Annotated in this window: 10 protein-coding genes; 3 read left to right on the top strand and 7 right to left on the bottom strand. The window is 60.0% G+C overall.

Annotated elements, in window-relative coordinates:
• The gene (nadE, locus tag SH292x_RS13385) at window positions 1-2,025 is read right to left on the bottom strand and encodes an NAD(+) synthase (RefSeq protein ID WP_442481511.1); all 2,025 of its coding nucleotides are present in this window, start codon (window positions 2,023-2,025) and stop codon (window positions 1-3) included.
• A gap of 301 nt (window positions 2,026-2,326) precedes the next feature.
• The gene (locus SH292x_RS13390) at window positions 2,327-3,490 is read right to left on the bottom strand and encodes a molybdopterin-binding protein (RefSeq protein ID WP_442481512.1); all 1,164 of its coding nucleotides are present in this window, start codon (window positions 3,488-3,490) and stop codon (window positions 2,327-2,329) included.
• A 305-nt stretch (window positions 3,491-3,795) separates the two neighbouring features.
• On the opposite strand from SH292x_RS13390, the gene SH292x_RS13395 reads away from it, so the two are divergent.
• Complete coding sequence (locus tag SH292x_RS13395; RefSeq protein ID WP_442481513.1) at window positions 3,796-4,440, top strand: hypothetical protein; 645 nt, start codon at window positions 3,796-3,798, stop codon at window positions 4,438-4,440.
• A 125-nt stretch (window positions 4,441-4,565) separates the two neighbouring features.
• On the opposite strand, the gene SH292x_RS13400 is transcribed toward SH292x_RS13395, so the two are convergent.
• The 3 genes from SH292x_RS13400 to SH292x_RS13410 all read right to left on the bottom strand — a co-directional run bounded on the left by SH292x_RS13400 (window position 4,566) and on the right by SH292x_RS13410 (window position 7,281).
• Complete coding sequence (locus SH292x_RS13400) at window positions 4,566-5,018, bottom strand: PepSY domain-containing protein (RefSeq protein WP_442481514.1); 453 nt, start codon at window positions 5,016-5,018, stop codon at window positions 4,566-4,568.
• 168 nt (window positions 5,019-5,186) lie between these two features.
• On the bottom strand, window positions 5,187-6,602 hold the full coding sequence (locus SH292x_RS13405; RefSeq protein ID WP_442481515.1) for an ATP-binding protein: 1,416 nt from the start codon (window positions 6,600-6,602) through the stop codon (window positions 5,187-5,189).
• Window positions 6,595-7,281, bottom strand: a complete 687-nt coding sequence (locus tag SH292x_RS13410) for a response regulator transcription factor (RefSeq protein ID WP_442481516.1) — start codon at window positions 7,279-7,281, stop codon at window positions 6,595-6,597. The genes SH292x_RS13405 and SH292x_RS13410 overlap by 8 nt, the downstream gene beginning before the upstream one ends.
• Window positions 7,282-7,716: 435 nt before the next feature.
• On the opposite strand from SH292x_RS13410, the gene SH292x_RS13415 reads away from it, so the two are divergent.
• The gene (locus SH292x_RS13415) at window positions 7,717-11,241 is read left to right on the top strand and encodes a hypothetical protein (RefSeq protein ID WP_442481517.1); all 3,525 of its coding nucleotides are present in this window, start codon (window positions 7,717-7,719) and stop codon (window positions 11,239-11,241) included.
• 122 nt (window positions 11,242-11,363) lie between these two features.
• Here SH292x_RS13415 and SH292x_RS13420 read toward each other — a convergent pair whose 3' ends face one another.
• Together SH292x_RS13420 and SH292x_RS13425 are read right to left on the bottom strand one after the other, a co-directional pair.
• Window positions 11,364-12,449 (bottom strand): linear amide C-N hydrolase, encoded by a 1,086-nt coding sequence (locus tag SH292x_RS13420; RefSeq protein ID WP_442481518.1) that lies wholly within the window; start codon window positions 12,447-12,449, stop codon window positions 11,364-11,366.
• Between the two features lie 207 nt (window positions 12,450-12,656).
• Window positions 12,657-14,111, bottom strand: a complete 1,455-nt coding sequence (locus SH292x_RS13425) for a DUF1254 domain-containing protein (RefSeq protein ID WP_442481519.1) — start codon at window positions 14,109-14,111, stop codon at window positions 12,657-12,659.
• Between the two features lie 737 nt (window positions 14,112-14,848).
• Here SH292x_RS13425 and SH292x_RS13430 point away from each other — a divergent pair.
• Window positions 14,849-18,250: an ELWxxDGT repeat protein gene (locus SH292x_RS13430; protein ID WP_442481520.1), complete on the top strand. Its 3,402-nt coding sequence runs from the start codon at window positions 14,849-14,851 to the stop codon at window positions 18,248-18,250.
• Window positions 18,251-18,948: the final 698 nt, after the last annotated feature.

The following is an 18,948-nucleotide window of genomic DNA, read 5'->3' on the forward strand; positions in this document are numbered from 1 at the left end:
CTATAGTCCCAACCGTTTCTTCAGCTCCGCCAACTCTTCCGCGAAACCACTATTCAAGAGCGGGAACCGGCACCAACTTTTGGGGTCGAGGTTTTCGTCGTCCACGTGGAAGCTGGGGGCGTAGCGCTCGCGCTTCCATTGATTGCGACACCACAGCTCGAAGAAGCGGACGACCCATTCGCCGATTTGTTTCTCATCGTACTCCGGAAACTGCGCGGCGATCAACGTAAATACCTCGGCGGGCATCTGCTTGTCGCGAATCGCCGCCCGCTCAATCGCGTCGAGCACCACGTAGGGCATCAAGTCGGCTTCGTCGGTCTGGTCTTCGCCGTGGGGACGGAGCTCGGCGGTGGGGCGCTGGCTGGTTACGACACCGAGGCCGACGACTGGTGGTAAGTCTTCCGGGCCATTCCCTTCCATCCATCGCAGCCACGCGAGGATAAACTCCTTGTCGATACCGGCGATGGGCGAAAGGCCGCCCGCTGTGTCACCATCCATCGTGGCGTACCCGACGGCCGCCTCGCTGCGATTACTGGTCGAAAGCAAGAGCGCACCACGCAGATTGGCGAGCAGCCACGCGCCGGGGGCACGCGTGCGAGCTTGAATGTTCTGGAGGGCGATGTCGTCCTCTTCCCAAGTCAGTTCACGACCAATCGCTCGCGACACCAACTGTACATAGCCCTCGCTCTGCGCGTCGACGTCCCATTCCAGGAACTCCGCACCAATCATCTCCGCCACCGTTCGCGCGGCGTTGCGAGTCGTTTCGGTCGAGTTGCGCGTCGGTTGGTACACGCACGTTAGAAGCGCCTGCGTAAACGCCCGGGCCACGGTGTCCTGATCGCTGGTGTCGAGCGATCCATTGGCTATCACCAATCGCCGCGGAGCACCGAGTCGATCGACGAACTCTGCGGGGGTCATTTCTCTGAGGGCTCGGCGAACCATCAGGTGCACCAGGAGCGCCACCGCTGTCGAATCGGCTCCACCACTAAGACTTACCACAAAGCCCTGCGTACGACTCTTGCGCATGTAGTCAAACAAGGCGAGTGGTACCGCGCGGCTAAACTCTTCGAACTTCGCATCGCGACCGACCTCCCAAGGCTCTGGTTCCGAGGAGTGGTTCACAAGGCTTGGGCCGGCGTCCTTCCACGCAAACGGCACCGATTGCAGCGACTCACCGGGCCGCTCCACTTTGGTACGCGAGTCGAACGACTGCCCGCGCGATTGGCGATTACGGTGGATGTCGAAGTCGGCAACGGTGAGCTCGACATCGGAGTAACTAAACAGCCTGCCCCGCGCGACCATCCGCCCGCCGCTCGCCATCAGCACACCACCGTCGTACACGCTGCGGCCCGACTCGTTACCCAGGAGGTTGCAGTACGCGTACGTCACGCCGAATGCCCGAGAGCCTTCGAGCACAAACCGTTCGCGAACCGCTTGCTTGCCGAACGCGAAATGGCTGGCGCTGGGATTGAGAATCACATCCGCCCCTCGCCGAGCCAGTCGACCGCCGGGTCGCTCGGCAATCCAGGCGTCGCGGCAAATCTCGAAACCAATCCGCACGCCGCCCACATCGAACAAGAGGTCGCCGACCGGAATGGATACATTTCGCCATCCGAGCTGCCCCACGACACCCGCCGGCCAAGGTCGAAACCAACGCGTCTCGTAGTGAATGCCATCGCTTGCGAGGAACTGCTTGCAGACGATTCCCGCCAGCTTCCGATCGACGATCAGCGCCGCCGCATTGTAGAGGCTGGATTCGTAAAACACTGGCAGCCCCACGGCGACCGCCATCCCCTTGGTGTAGGGGAGTAGCTCGCCCAACTCGTCGAGCGCCTTCTGCTGCACGCCAACCGAGAAGAACATGTCCTCGCAGCCATACCCCGACACCGCGAGCTCGGGCAGGCAGACCAGCTGCGCCCCCGCCGCTCGCGCCTCGTCGATCGCCGAAATCAACCGACGACGATTCCCCCCCCAATCCATGGGAGTTTGATTGACACTAGCAGCAGCGATTCGAAGATTGAGCACGTTAGAATTTCGCGAGTTGGGGCAATTGCGTTACTTGTCATCCAGAGGGCGCCTCGGCGTCCGAAGGATCCACGTTGCGATTCTAGCCACAGATGAACACGGATGAAACACGGATAGAGGAAGAGTGGGCAACGCAATGACTAGTGGCAACGCGTCTTCAAACAAGAGTAAACAGAGATAGAGCAGAGATGCAGCCGTAACCGCTGCCTCTTCGTTTCCTTCGTTCTCTTAAGTTAAATACTCGCCGGCACCTCATCACCCTGCCTTCTTCAATCCGTGTTTCATCCGTGTGTATCCGTGGCTAGTCACGACATACGTTTCTTCTCATCAAGTTCAGCGCGCATTTAGCAATACGCGGCCCCACCACCGCCGGGTGGCCGCTCGTGTGATGGCGTTCGGTGACTACCTTGTCTCCAAAAGCGACGGCTATCTCTACCTCGCCGGCATCGGTCGCTGGGCCCACCGCGATGCCGTAGCTAGTGCCATACAAGTTTCGCACCGCCACCGCGGCTGCGCTCACATCCATCATCGTCCACGATAGCTGCCCGCCCGCGAACACTTGGTGCTGCGGGTCGTCCTCCGCCATCCAGGTGGCGATCAGCCCGCGGGTGAAGCACTCGTCGGACGCCAGCGTTTCGCCGCGCTCGGCGAGCAGTTGCAGCACCGCGTTGTGGAGGTCGATGTCGCCTTCGCCAAAGATGAAGTCCGCCGCTGCGCCGTAAATCTGACGAACCGTCGGTTCCATCGCCGCGAGGCAGGCCGATTCGTCCGCTCCGCTCGCCGTGATTCGCAGCGTGAGCGTTGCGGCGCTCGCCGTGATGCCCACGCGTGGTTCACGCCCGCGGCGGATGAGGTCGGGCAGCATCGCTTCGAGCTGACTCTCGCCCGGACCAAACAGCTTGATCGCCCGGTGACGAATCACTCGCTTCACTTCATCAAGCATGGCCACGCTGGGCGCGACGCTCGCCGTGTACATCTCGAACATCTCGGCCGGCACACCGGGCAGGGCAAACAGATGGCACACCCCGCCATTGGGCTTCGTCGCCTGGGCATGGATACCGGGTGCGGAACCATGGGGATTCGGTATCGGTGTGGAACCCGCCGGAAAGTAGGCCTGCTGCTCGTTCTTCTCCGGCATCGGGCGATTGCGGCGGGCGAACAGTTGTCGAATGTGCTCCAGCGAAGCCTCGTCGCGAACCAACTCCACGCCCATCGCCGCTGCCATGGCGTCCCGGGTCAAGTCGTCGGCCGTCGGCCCAAGTCCACCGCTGCACACCACGACATCGGCCCGCGCGATGGCCGCGCGAAACACGTTGATGTTGGCCTCCAGGTCGTCACCAACCGTGGTGTGGTACATCACTTCGACGCCGATGTCGGTGAGTTGCTTGGAGACCCACTGGGTGTTCGTGTCCAGTCGCTCGCCGCTGGTTAGTTCATCGCCAATCGCTACGACTTCGGCACGCATGGGTGAAGGGGTTGGGGCTAGAGGCTGGGGACTGGGGCTAGGAAAGAGAACTGGAGCCGGGGCGTCAGTCCCCGGAGCAATCAAAGTGCGACGCATCTACCGTGGCAGTATTTTCGCGTTCCCCCAGCCATTCGCCCAGGGGCAGTGGCGCGTCGCGGGATTGTAAGGGCGCGCCATCACTTCGACCACGATTTTGCCGCCCTGAGTCCACAATCGCTGCGATTTACGCCACCGGCACGGAAGCTGCAACGCTGCTACCCCAGAACCTCGGGCACCACGCCTCCCGCCTTGAAAGGAATCCCTCCATGACACGTCTCGAAATGCTGCTCTGGTCTCTGATGGTGCTCGCCCTCGTCGGCACCGCCTCGGCCAAGGCCGATCCCTACTACGCTGGCCCACCGGTCCAGCACGCGAACTCGCTGGCAATCGAACTCAGCAACCAAGCCGCGGCGCTGACTTACGAAGTCGACCAAGTGCTCGGCCGATGCGACGAGCGTGACGAAGTGATCGACGAGCTCCGCGATCTGGCCGAGGACCTCGACGATTTCAACAAGGCCCTGCACGATGCGAGCTACAACCCGCGGAGGTGGGATCGCGTGGCGAAACGGGCGAAGCACGTCGCCAAGGCCGTCCGCGAGCTCGATGAAGAAGTTCACGATGCCATCGACCACTTGAACCACGGCCGCGGTCGCCAAGCCGCGGTGGTGAATCCCAACCTACTACCCGGCGGGCCCGCCATCACGCTTGGCTTCCAGCGCGGCCCCGATGGCCGCACGCGCTTGGTCGAACGCGTCACCCCACGAAACAGCCTCGGCCAACTCTACAGTACGCCGTACCGCGGCCCGGCTAGTGGCTACACACCACTCCGCGTCGGCATGGAACTTGAAGACCGCGTCCACTACATGCTCTCGCTGGCGCAGGAGCTGGAACAAGTTGCGCGAGGGCGGTAGTGTCCGTCGATGCTGAACCCAAGAATCGCAAATAGCCCCGACCAAGCTTGGTCGGGGCTACTTTGGCTTCTGATGCTTAACTTCTACTTATTGGCGAGGATTAGCGTCGACTACTGTTCCCTGCCTTAGTCATCCGAGCGATCCGAAATCACTTCCGCCGTCAGCGGATCGACGCGCAATTCGCGCTTCACGCCGTTGTGCCACGCCTCGACTTCCCAGCTCGTTCCTTCGAACGACACCTCGTCGATGTCGGCATAGTCGGCCTTCGCGAGCGAGGCGATCACTTCCGAAAGCGCCAGGCTGTCCGCGGGTGGGGTCTTCTCGTGTTCGTCGCGGTGCTCCGAAACCACTTCGCCCGTCTTCGCGTCGACCATCGCTTCCATGGGCTGACCGTCTTTAGTCGCTTCGACTTCCCAGTACCCATCGTCGAACGACACTTCAACGATCGGCGAGTAACCCGCGTTCTCCATCTGGGCTACGATCTCGGCGAGCGGCTTCCCATCGCTAGGCGGCCGCTCGTCGGCGAGGGCGAGCAGCGGGCTGGCGGCGATAGCGGTGATCAGTAGGTACTTTAACATGACGCGACTCCTTAGGTTCGTGGCGGAAATTGGGGTTCACTTACTGATGCAAGTATCGCCCCCTCGCCTGAAACCATCGTGAGCCGAACATAAAATCCGCTTCATCTAGCAGCCGAAACTATACGGCAAGGTGCGCAGCTCTGTGGGAGGGCTCTCCGAGCCAGATTCTCACCGCTCGACGGGCAGCCGAAGCGCGAACGTGCTCCCCTCCCCTACCCTGCTCTCGACGGTAAGCTCACCCCGCATGGCGTGGGCGATTTGCCGCGCAACTGCGAGCCCTAAACCCGTCCCGCCAACGCCCGCCTCCCGAGCCGAATGCGACCGAAAGAATGGCTCGAACACGTTCGCCGCGTCCTCGGCATCGAGTCCCATGCCGCGATCCGCCACCGAGATCATCACGTCGCTCCCGTCGACGGTAGCACGCACGACAACCGGTGTCCCTGGTGTGCTGTACTTCAGGGCGTTGGTCACCAGATTGTCGAGCACTTGATCCAAGAGCGGATTCGACCCCCGCACCGTGGCGTCGCCCGCGATGACGAGCTCCAAGTCGCCGTGCCGGCTGTGGTCGTGCCATCGATTCCAGTAACGAGTGAGCCACTCTCGCAGATTGATCTCCGTAAACTCGCTCGCCAGGGCGTTGCCATCCGAGCGAGCCAGAAACAGCAGCGACTCAACAATCTGCTGAAACTCACGCACTTGCCCCGCGAGCAGCTCCATCGTGTGTCGATACTCGTCCGTTGTGCGTGGCTTGCGAAGCGCGACGTCGATCTGTCCCATCAACACGGTAAGTGGTGTGCGAAGCTGGTGGGCCGCGTTGCCGGTAAAGCGGTGCTCGCGGTCGTACGCCACCTGTAGTCGATCGAGCAGAAGATTGAACGCCTCGCCAAGTTCCGACAGCTCGTCCCCCGCCTCCGACACCGGTAGCCGCAGCGCGAAGTCGGCCTGCTGGGTGGAGCGTGCTTGCGACGCCATTGCCTCGACCGGCCGCAGCGCCTGCCGCGAGTACCACCGCCCAGCGACCGCCGCCACCAGCCACACCGCAATCGGCAGCAAACACAATAGGAGCCCCAACTGCCGAAGCTGAGTTTGCACTACAACCGGCGACCGTGCGACCGTGATCCGTACGCCCGCGTACTCGTGCGGCTCGCGGAGCGAAATCTCTTTGGGCGTCGGCGCGTCGAGCTGCGTCTGCAGTACTCGCCACGGACCAACACTCACTGGCGCCGCGGCTCGGCCATGATCCTCGGCTGCGTAACGCAGCACCTGGGCGTCGTCGACGTCGCCCCGCGTGAACAGCGGCGAGTGGTCAATCATCTGCCCCTGGTCGTTCGTCACCACCCACACCACGTCGCTCACTGCGGCCAAGTCGATTGCAAACTCGCCCGGCTGCCACTTAGCGTCGTCGTTCTCGACTTCCACGGCCGCCGACAAAATGCGCAGGGCGTTGTGCAATCCGTCGTCAAACTGCCCGTACAAATGATGCCGCAGCATGGCGTACAGCACCGCCGAGTAGCCCACCAGCGCGATGGCAAGGGCGACCAAAAAGAACGCCGACACCCGCGAGACCAGTGACATCCTAGGCATCGCTCTCACCCCGTTCGAGCACGTAGCCCCGCCCGCGCAGCGTCTGAATCACACGTGGCCCATACTTTTCGAGCTTCCGCCGCAGTTCCTTCACGTGAACCTCCAGCGTGTTCGACAATCCATCGAACTGTTCGTCCCACACCGTGTCGTAGATGCGAGTGCGGGTGAGCACCTTCCGCGGGTTACGTAGGAAGTAGACGAGCAGCATAAACTCCTTGGCGGTCAAATCGAGCACATTCCCCGCCCGCGTCGCCCGCTGCGTTTCCAGATCGGCCTGGATGTCGTCAAACTCCAGCAGCACCGAGTTCTTCTGGCTGGGCCGGCGCAAGAGCGCTCGCACGCGCGCGAGCAACTCCTCGAACGCGAATGGCTTCGTCAGATAATCGTCGGCCCCCGCGTCGAGGCCGGTCACGCGTTCCGCCACTCCATCGCGAGCCGTGAGAAACAGGACCGGTGTCGTGCGGTCTTTGGTGCGAAAACGCTCGAGCACGCTCAGGCCATCTTCGCCCGGAATCCACCAATCGAGCAGCACCAAATCCCAATCGCCCGACTGCAACCGAATCCAAGCCTCCGGCCCATCCGCCGCGTGCTCGACGTGGTACCCCTCTTCGGTCAGCCCGCGCACGACAAAGTCGGCAATGCGAGGTTCGTCTTCCACCACGAGTATGCGTCCCGCCACCGTTCGCTCTCCTTCGGCCACTCGGATTCCAATGCACTCCGGAAATCTAAGGCATTCTAGCGTCCAGGTACGTGAGGTCCGGGAATCTGAAGAATATTTTATGTACCCCCCCAATCTGCGGAGCGCCGGCGAGCCGCGAATACCCAGCGTCCGGCCGACTAGCTGAAATACACGAGGCACCAGCCTCGCTGCGCTTCGCGACCAACTATCGCTTGCAATACGCCCATTAGCCAGATATCCTTAACGCCGCATCGACTCCATCCACCGGGGCAATCGCTACTGACCCTTCTTTGATCCAATTGATTCGGGACACCGACGTAGTCGGCGCCGTTTTCAATGCGCTGACCTTCCCCATCAGCGCAAGGATTTCTTCTTCAGCGGATGGACGTGGCGGCAGAACTCCGCCGCTTTCCGATCGAACTTCAGTAGGGCGCTATGCACATGGCTTCGAACTACCTAAATATCGCGGCAGCCTTAGGGGCTCACCTAGTTGCCTTCACGCTTTCTGCTAGCGCACTCGAAGTGGGCACGCCGGTCTCCTGGAACACTCCTACCAATGGGTCCTGGTCGAACGGGGCGAAATGGTCACTTGGCTTCGCCCCTGACAATGGCCAGCCACAGCCGGGCGACATTTACGACGTCACGTTCGCCTCGACGGGGACCGCGCACCGGGTGGTGCTCGAAGGGGATGTCGAAATCAACACGTTAACGATCGACTCTCCCGACGCGACCTTCTCTCTGGGAATCGGCAGCTTGCGTGCGGAGCAGATTAACTTAACCCGGGGCACCATGCAGATGGGCCACGAGAACACCATCGTTTTCGCCTCCGAGTCGAAGCTAATCGACGCCACAATCATCGGCACTGCAGGCCAATTGTCGCTTTCCGGAGGACCTTCACGCAGTCCCGTATTCGAAAACGTCAAGCTCGGGCTTGATGTCCAGGTGCCAAGTTCGGGAACCTCACCCCCTCGCGCTTTTCTCGTTGTGCGAGGGGGGTTGGAGTTACTCGATGACTCGACGCTCCAAATCTATGGCTTTCGCGCGGAAGCTCGATTCGAGGGCAACCAGACGCTGGCAGGGAATGGCCAAATCGAGTTCGCCCAGGCTCTGGATTTCGGAGGTCGGACAGGCACGATGATGATTGCTGACAACTCGACTCTAACCATCGGGCCGGACGTGGAGATCGTCTCTACCAACTTGGGTGGCAGCGTCGGCGACCGCGCTGGCGAGTGGCGACTCAGCCAGAACATCGCCCTACGCAACTACGGCCTAATCTCGGGCAAGTACGCAGGCCAGCAGTCGATGGAGATCATGAACGTCGACGAAGACTCCAGTGCCGTCTTCGAAAACTACGGCATCGTCGAAGCCCATCCTGGAGCTACAGTTACCGTAGCGGCCAACTGGACGAATCACGGGGTGTTTCGCCTCCACAATGGAGGCACGTTGGTGCTCGATGGCAAGTTCACGCTGGACGACATTGGAAGCATCGAGCGCGATGGCGGTACCCTCCGTATTGCGGGCGAGGTCGATAACGTCGGTCGAACGTTTACCGCCTCGGCCGCGACGGGCGACCTCGTGGTCTCCAATGGCCAATCCAATTACCAAACGGGGTTTCGAGGCGGGACGCTCGCCGCAACCGATGGCGCTAAGTGGGAGTTCGGATCGGCCTCCCTCGACGACGTGGCGTTGGAAGCCGACATCTCACTCGTCGGTCCCGGCCGCGTACAAGTCATTAACGACCTTACGCTCGACGGCTCGACCGTCTCCATGACAGGAACCGAATACTACGCCCCGGCAGTCCTCGACTTCCGCGACGCTCAGCAGCAGTCGATTCTTGGAAACGGTACGGTTCTAATCGCCGGCGCTTCGGGGCTCCCGTCCAACAACATTGATATCCGACAAGAACTCGTGATCACATCCGGCATCACCGTCGAGACAGCCGGTGGCAGCGGGAAGTTTGTCGGCGGGCGACTAGTCAACGAGGGACTCATTCGCGCCAACCAGTTTGGCCGAATCGAAATCACTACGGACGACTTTGTGAACCGGGGAGTAGTCGACATCGCCGGCTTCGGACATATCGGCGGCGATCAATCCGCCCGTTGGACGAACGATGGCACGATCTTCGCCCGAGCTGGCTCGACCGTTCGCCTCGGAGGTCACTTCACGGTGGATGACCTCGGGCAGTTCGTCGACCAGGGGGCCTCTGTCATCGACCTCTTGGGCGTACTCGATCTGGAAGGTGGCACGCTCGATCTGGCCGACCTGCCCTTCGAGCGAAGCCTGCGTTTGTTCGGGGGTGCCTTGCGAGACGGCACCATTCGCTCCAGTCAGCCCGACACGCTTTCGTTCTCCTCCGCCGACTCCGAACTCATCAACATCACGATCGCCGGCGATCTGAAGGTACCCATCGGCGGACGCATACACATCACCGGCGACTTAGTGCTCGACAACTCCAAACTCGACATGGGCACGGGAACACAGCTGTATTTCTCCGACAACACGCCACAGGCCATTCGTGGGACGGGCGAGATCATCATGACCGGTGTCCAGCACATTGGCGGAAGTGGCTTAACCGACGGCGTCATCCTGGGTGAAGGCATCACGCTTCGCACGGGAGCCGGAACCGGTAACACCAGCCTGAGCGAATTCCGCAACGAAGGGACCATCCTCGTTAGCGGGTTGGGACGCATCGTGACCTTCGATGGCGAAAACTGGCACAATGCCGGCGTCGTACGCATTGAACAACAGGGACGGCTCGAATTGTCGGGCGTATTCACCACCGACGACATCGGTAACCTCATCGTCGCCCAGGGCATCGTCGAGCTCGATGGCCTACTCGACAACTCAGGCCGCACGCTCGAGCTCGGCACCGACGCCGCATCCTGGCAGTTCCAGTCCATCGTCCGCGGTGGCACCATCAAAACTACCACCAGCGTTCCCAGTCAACTGTGTGGACGGTTCGAGCAAGTAACCCTCGCGGGTCAGCACCTCATCGGCAACTACCATCAGGTCACGACGGACACTCAGGCCAGTTTTGTGGGAGGCCTGACACTCGACGACGCCACGCTCACGCTTAACTCCGGGCGACATATCCTGGTGGGCGACACCAAGCCCGCTTCGATTGCTGGTACGGGCCAAATCGTGCTCAATGGACCTCCCACTACGACTGGAGTTCATTTCACGGGTACTCAAGCTATGAGCATCCAGCCCGACGTCACGGTGCGAACCGGTGCCACGGGAGGCGGCACCCTTCGCGCCAGTTCCGGAGGACTCACTAACCACGGCACCATCGAAGCGACAACAGGCTACGGACTCCTGATCGCTGGCGCGTTCGAGAACCATGGCACGCTCGAAGCCGCCAACTTCGGCACGGTTGAAGTTTCCGCCAGCAGTTGGGTAAACCACGGCACCATCATCGCCGGTCCTCGCAATCGAGGTGGCGGCGGCATTGTCCTCACGGGCACCCAGTTCCGCAACGCAGCCGGCGGAGTTCTCACCGGCGAGGGTCACTTCCGCATCCCCTTAGGCACCGTTATCAACGAGGGGACGATCTCACCTGGCGACGAAATCGGCCAACTCTCGCTCACAGGGGTCCTATCGATGCGCGACTCCACCATCGTCGAAATCGATCTTGGCGGTGCATTGGGGACCAATTCCGATCTTCTATGGGTCTCGGGCAGTGCCCAGCTTGCGGGCGAGCTGAAAGTGAAAATCGATCCTTCGTTCACCTGGACCCCCGGCACCACGATCGAAATCCTCCGCTCCAGCACCGGCATCCTAACCGGCCAGTTCGCTAACGCGCCCGACTTCCTGCAAGCCCGGGGCGTGCTCTTCGCCGTCGAGTACTCCGCTCAAACAGTATCGCTCGTCGCCATCGCGGTCCCCGAGTGCTCCACCGCTCTCCTGGCGTTGTTCGCCATGCTTGCGAGCAGCACCCTCCTTCGCCGACGACGAAGCTAACCAAACGGCCGCAGACGGTGTCGCCCCAAGTAGGCCGTAACAAGCCCCGCGCCGTTACGGCGGTCGTCGCCGCAACGCCGCCGCCGAGCATGGGAAACTCTTCCGCGTACTAGCTCTCCGAATTACGGAGCCAAAGCCTCGATCTGCTCGTCACCCTGCATCGAGATCTTGGCGATCTCCTTGCCATCGATCGGCATCTTCATCAGGTCGACCGAGCGGATTTGGCTGCTGTCGTGGGTGCGGAAGTAGAACACCTTGGCCTTCAAGTCGCTCGCGCTGGTCCACATCGTGTAGTCGGCTCCGTCGTGCCCGCCACCACTCTCTCGCGCCACCCCCTTAGGGATGTCGAAATTGTTCAGAATGTGAAACGCCTGCAGCAGCGCCTGGCGGCCCGTCTTCACGGGGAACACCGACTGGCTGTACATGGCCGCCCGCACGAACCGCGACGGAGGGGTGAAGTCACCAGGCAGACCCAGCATGCCGGAGCCTTGGCCCAGCGGAGTAAGTTTCACGCTCCCCAGCGAGGCGGGTAGTGCGTTATCGGCGGTGAGATTCACGTAGTTCTGCAGATTGGTCATGTGCCAATCGAACGAGGGTGAGTTCGTCAGGATACCCAGCGGGTTATCGAACACGTTCAGCTTGCCATCGAGGTATTCAATCGTGATACTCTTGCCGCTGGCATCGGTTACGATGAAATGAATACCGGGGCTAAATCCCATCGCCGCAAACACGATGTCCGGCACAACGATGCCTTGGATAGCTTCCTTCGTCTCGGCGGCCGTTGCGCAGTTCTCCAAAATCCACGACCCCAACTCCCAAGCGGCGATGGTCTTCCCAGCGTCGGCCGCGTTGTAGGGCATGTATCCAGCGGTGCCGGGAAAGTAGAACAGTCCCACCGACAGCCCCTTTTCATTCAGCCCATCAAATATCACCGGTAGTCCCATGCCGTTGGTACCAGCGCTCGCGTACTTCGTGGTCAAGGTCATCCCCGGCTTGCCATCAGGCGTCGTGCCAACACGTTTGAATCCCCGCGGAACGACAATCACTTCCGAATGGAGGTCCATTCCGAATTCGAGCGTCCGGGCGTGGATCACCGTGCCGTCGCCTGCGATCAGACGAATACCGGTGCAGGCGTTAGCGGCCTCGGTCGCCACGAGAAACAACGCTCCGACAACCAGTACCGTCGTCAAGGACATCGACTTGGACATCACGATCGCTCCAATTCTTGGGGTTGTAGCAGGCAAACGCCAGATACCTTCGATCGGCTCCAAGGAGCCGACCGAAAGTATAGGTCGCGTTTAGTGCCCGAACCCTCCAGAATTGGATGCCGTCACTACGTGAATTGGCCGTATTTTCCATCCCTTGGATGGCTGTTGAACCGCGCGGCACTCACTCGGCGCATCGAAGCCTTCGCCTCAATCGGCCTGCACCACGCCCGGTGGCTGCCACGAGCCTTCGCCCGGCGGCAGGATCGACGGGGCCTCGGCCTTCGGCCAGTAGAGTCGCATCACCAAGTAAATGGTGTCGTCCGGCGCGGGGAGCCAGTTGCTTTCTTTGTCGGCGCCAGGGTTCTCCTTCTGGATGTACAGCGTCAACGAGCCATCGTCGTTCTTCTTGAGCTCCGGCAACATCGGCGAGTTGATCAGGTACCGGTTGATCGGGTTCTCGATCAGCAGTTGACTCTTCCCGTCGTACATCGTCACCGACCAGAACGCATGCACCGGCGGCAATTGGTCGGCCGGGAACGTGATGGTGTAGTTGTGCTTGCTGCCATCGAGCGTCTCGCCCGTCGCGTCGGCACGCGTGTAAGGGTAGGTCGCTTCGATAGCGTCGTTGCCATACAGTCCACCCTTCGCGGCCGCGGCACGCATCAGCCAATTGCCCTTGAAGAAATCGGCGTCGCCAAAAAAAGCACCCACGTTCCAGCCGTTGATGTTCTTCATGCCGCTACTGAGGAACTTATCGACCTGCGCATCGCCGGCCTTCATTCCGAGCAGCACCGCCGCTTTGTGTTCGTCCGACAACTCTTTGAACTCAAACGTCTTCCCCGGCCCAATGCCGATGGTCGCCAGCTTCGCGCGAATCGCTTCGTCGGCCGCCGTGGCGGGGACGAACTCCAGCGCCGCGTCCAGATACTCGTAGAAGTTCTCCTTGATCCCTGCCGTCGACGCCGTCAGGAAGTCGATTTTCGGCGCGGCGGCCGGTGCGGGTTGCTTGAGGAACGCGGAAAGCGGCTGAACCTTGTACCCCGCCTGTACCTTCTCGACGTTCGGCATGTCCTCGGCGTTGAACAACTGCGTGCGGAACAGCGTTAGCGCGAACGGCGTGGTCGAGGTAAACACCTGCTTGATGCCTTCAGGCTTCTCCCCTTTCCAATCGGGGCCCACCACCAGGTAGTCGCCCGCCTCGGGCCCCGTCGCGCGCGTGCCGATGTAGCCATAGTTATACGTGTTGCCATCGATCAGCTGCGCCGCGTAGTAACGCTCCTTCTCCACCGCCGGCACCGACACCACCATCGGCTCGGCACGCAGATCGAGCCAGCAGATCGAGTAAGGCGTGTCGCTGTTCGGCGTGATGACCGCCGTGTCGGCAGGGGTCGCCACGTGAGTTTCGTTCTTGATCTCGTTGAACCCCGCCTTGAACTGCCCCGAGTCCTTGTCGACCGCAAACTCCTGCATCACCGCGTAGTTCATCACCAACGGCAACCCATAAACAAACGCCTCCTCGGCAATCGCCTTCGTCTCCTCAATGCTCGGCACTTCAATCCCCTCCTGCTTATCGGCCTCCGCCGCCGCCGAAATCGGATCGCCCTTCTTCTCGCAACCCGCGATTGCAGCCAGCGACAGCGAGCCAACGAGCAAAGCGTTCAATAGTGTTCGATCAAGCCGCACCATGGATAACCCAACTTTCTCAGTCCAACGAGTGATCACCGATTCCCCGGAGCCGCACCCCCACCGCTCCACGCCCGCCATCATACAGCCAGGGTTGCCGCAAATACAATTCACGGATTAAGAAGTAGGCCGGATCAAGCGAAGCGCCGATCCGGCGCTTAGCGGTATGCCATAGAAAGCCCCCGTAGCATGCCCGCCCCGGCCGTGTGCACTCCACGCCCTTCGGCATCGCAGTGCAACTCGCCAACAAGTGTGCCACTGGCTCCACCAGTGCCTGCCAATCGAGTAGGGTTTACGTACCAGTCAACCTACAACGCTCGGCACCTGCCGCGACACTCTCTACTACATTCACACGACAACCAAGGTCAAACACTGGCGAAGCCAGTGGCACACGGAGTCGCCGTTTATAGTGCCAGTTAGCCGCTTGACCGAAGAGTACCCGCAACATGTTCGCGACGGCGGAGCAGTCCCGCCCAATTATGAAAAATAGTCGAGGATTACTTTGCGAATTGGAGGCGGAGGCTCGGCTCAGCTTGGTAGGTTTCTATTACTAAACGAAGCCTATCTGTAGCGGATAACCCCCGCCGTGGTCGCCAAGATAATTTGGCGTCATCTCACTCGACACGGAGGCCGCGCTAGCTGCTAGAATACCACGGGACCTCCAGGCCGGGCTATTCGATGCACGGCGCCATGTTTCCTCCGACTTCAATCGATCCATGCAATTCGCTCGTAACCGAGTTCGCAAAACCGCCCCCAAGCTCCACGTCGAGCAACTCGAATCTCGCTACGTGCTGTCCGCTCCACAGGTGATTGATTTGAACACCGAGCCGCTGGGGAGTGGGCCGAATGTGATTGCGAGCGTGGGTGAAGAAGTCTTATTTGAGTTCGATGGCGAATTATGGCGATTGCCCGCGGAAGGTGAGGCGGCTGTCACTCAGGATGACCTGTCCAGCACTGCTCGGGCCTGGGGAACTGTGGGAGGTCGGTTGTTGTATCAGAGTGGGGGAGTGCAGTCGTATGATCCAGCCACGCACCAATCGACGCTCATCATTCCGATAGGGAGTTCGGTGAATACCCCGATTGAATGGGGCCAGTCTTTGATTTTCGCGACGAGCAAAGAAGTATGGCGGACCGATGGCACCCTCGAAGGAACGACTAAGGTCCTGACCTCGACAACCAACTTCTTCGCTCGCTACTGGACAGAGCTGGGAGATAGTCTGATTTTTAGCGCGAATGACGGTGTGCGTGGCTATGAGCTCTGGAGACTGGAGAACTCCGGACCCGCCCAACTAGTCAAGGACATTCGCCCCGGCTCCGCCTCTTCCTACCCCACGGCATTGGTGTCCGCAGGGAATTGGATTTATTTCACGGCCGATGATGGTGAGCACGGTGTGGAGTTGTGGCGCACAGATGGTACCAGCGACAACACCATGCTGGTAACCGAGTTCTACCCTGGTGCAACGATCACCCCGGGGCCGGATGGCCTTACGGTGCTCGGTGACTACCTGTACTACGCAGCTAGCACAGTGACACATGGTCGGGAACTATACCGTACCCACCTCGGAACCGGCGAAACTACTCTCGTGGCAGATTTGCGTACGGGCACGGCCCCCGATGGCAAGGAGTGGGGATCACAACCCTCCTACCTAATGACCCACAACGGATCCCTCTATTTTCGTGCAGTCACGGCTTTGGGAAATTGGACTCCCTTCAAATACGACCCTCATACCGGTAGCGTTGTCAATTTAGCGCCCGGTCGGAGTTGGAGCGAAATTCGCTTTTACGCGGCGGGTGAATCGTTTTATATGCTCGCTGCGAACAGGGAATCCCCTAACTCCTCTTACGTCGATTGGGAATTGCTTATTAGTGACGGAACGGTGGGCGGAACCTTCACTGCCGCGATCCCCCAGCAGAACAATAACACTTCATGGCCCACCATCTACAACGATGGCCCCGACGGCATTACGGTGGTGTTCCACAGATTAACGAACCTCACTGCTTTCCTCGATATCTGGCGAGCTGACTCGAATGGTGCCGTTTACGTCAGCGAAGTACCATCCCACTTCGAAGTCGAAGGACATCGCCTTGGCACCTATCGTCTTCTCAAGCTCTCCTTGTCTACACTCGAGCAGGGTGAGCTGTGGGCGATCGATCTGCGCGATAACTCACTGGCAATACTCGGCGGGCTTCACCGGGATACCACATTTGTAGAATTGGCGGGACGAGTCTACTACAACGGCTGGGATGCCAACACAGGCTTTGAGCTTTGGTCGTCTGACGGCACCTTGAGTGGCACCGACATTGTCGTTGATCTCGATTTCCGCACCGCTGACTCACGTCTTCATTACGGCACTACGGGGCGAACCAAGGTCGTCTTTCGCGACGAATTGTACTTCGGAATGACAGCTGGTCGCCAATCGGCAGAACTCTGGGCGACCGACGGCTCTGTGGAGGGATCTCGACGGGTAGCTGAAACTGGCACTCAGGCTCTCGGTGAAATGATCGTGTTTCGCGATTCAATGTATTTCATCGGTGGTAGGCCCTCGATCGTCGGGAACGTCTCGCAGCTCTGGCGCGTGGGCCCCAATGGCGTCGCCCAAATGATGGAAGGGATAACGGCAGGTACACTCTTCAAACAAGGAGAGGCACTCTATCTCCGAGGAACGGTCAACGGTGTTACCGGGCTATATCGAAACGACGGCAGCGGTTTTCAGCTCATCCTCGAAGCCTACAAAGTGGGCGGGGCTAATGGAGGCTTCGGATCTGTCTATGAGCGCGATGGAAGGATCTACTTCCACTACGGAAATATCTATGGCGAAACGCTCTACGTTTATGACATTGCCACCTTGACGAATACGATTCTGACCACTGCAATCGGCATCGGTTGGTTTCAGAAGCACAGCGATGGGTTAATCTTCAGCAAGCGCAACTCCAACGTCAGCGACTGGCAGATGTGGTACACCGATGGCACGGTGGAGGGTACTCGCCCGCTATCTGAGTTCTTGCCAGAGTACGAAAGCTCTCATACCTATACGCGTCTCTTCACCTACGGTGGAATGGAGTACTTTCGTATTGAAAGTTCCGAATTCGGCAGCGAGCTCTTCCGCAACGATGGAAACGTTGGCACCGTGGAATTGGTGGCCGATATTCGCTCCGGTCCGGCAAGCTCTTTCCCGAGCCAACCCGCGCGCCTAGGTGATCGCGTTATCTTCACCGCCGATGATGGCATTCACGGACGAGAATGGTGGGTCATCGATTTTCCAAATGCCTCTCCGCGTCTTCTGAAAGATATCTTTCCAGGAGGCACGAGCGGTCTCTCCTCATCAGTTCCCATAGCCGTCATTGGCGACGTCGCCTATTTCACTGGCTACGATCCAGAACATGGTGTGGAACTGTGGCAAACCGATGGGACCACTGCGGGGACGAGGCTCGTTCATGACATTCGGCGGGGGCCGACCAGTTCAGAAATTCGTGAACTTGCCGCTATGGGTAATCGGCTATTCTTCCAAGCTCGAGATGACGTGTACGGCATGGAATGGCGGGTGCTAACTCCGGACAGCCTAGGGTTACCCGGAGATTATGATGGAAATGGAGTTGTTGACACTAATGACTACTCGGTTTGGAAAACCAACTTTGGTGCCACGAGCGGTCCTGGGCTGGCAGCAGATGGCAACAACGACGGCCACGTGAATCTCGCCGACTACACCATCTGGCGCGATAACCTTGGGGCGCAATTGGTACCGCCGTCCCCCGCCAGCTTTATTGCTCCCGTTGTTAAATTAGAAACGCCTGCGATTGCCACATCCGCGCCAGTCGATAGCAGCCAGTCCGTACTTCGGAATCGTCCTTGGCCAACGGACGAACTCGGCCTTCAAAGTTCAGGAAGGCGAGTATTAGGCTCCGCCTCCCAAGCTAGCACTGGCCCCGCCTACGCGTCCAACGACCCACACTTGCTGCTCGTCCATAGTCGCCTGAACCTCACGTCCGATTTTTCTCCAACGAAGGTTATTCCACCGATGCCCAGTTCAGAGCCGGCAATACGACAAGCGTTCGCCCTTCTCGCCGAACGGGGAGCCTTGGAGACGGGTTTCGAAGGTCCGATGCTGGAACTTGCCTGATTGTTGTTGTACGACCGCCGCGGAAATGAAGTTCTCGTTCCACCGGCAGAGCGATCGACAGCAGTTGTGTTAGCGAGGGGCGAAATTAGGTGACAAGGCTTGCCACCCTCAAAGCGGGCGCGGTTCGGGTAAGTTGGCGATCGCTTCAGCAAAGCCGGCGCCTACGACTGGGCGTTAAACCATCCTCCCACTCGCCATTCCTTATCTCCCCCTTGCCCCTTCAGCACACTCGCTCAGCACCCGTCACGGCCTCGCTCTGCCAAACTCCTTTTCCTTGCCCACCGCACCCTGCCCACCGCCCACTTTCCCCCTCCTCCACGCCCCCAAACTTTTTTCCACTTTCTTTCAGAATGTGACTAGAAAGTACTCGCGCACGTGTTCCAATGAACACAACTCCACGCGGTGTGGGGCGGCCGTAGGAATACGGCACAACACGAACGCGAGCGGCCAACGAGCGGTTGGGCCAGGGATCGGCGTACGCGCTTAGAAAGGTGGCGGGACGAACCTAGGCCACACGGCAAGCGCCGAGCGTTGCGCGGAGCTGGATACGGCCCACTGCCTTGCCTTCCCCTTTTCCCGTTCCGATTTCCCCCTTTGAGAGTAATGTCGCACCTGCGGGAATCCACTGCGACATTACCCTTTTGGGCACTACGAACTGACAGGCGTTTCGCACTTGAAAACACGTCACTTTTTGAACA

It is taken from the genome of Aeoliella fuhlenseeensis, from assembly GCF_052161615.1.
Lineage (GTDB): Bacteria > Planctomycetota > Planctomycetia > Pirellulales > Lacipirellulaceae > Aeoliella.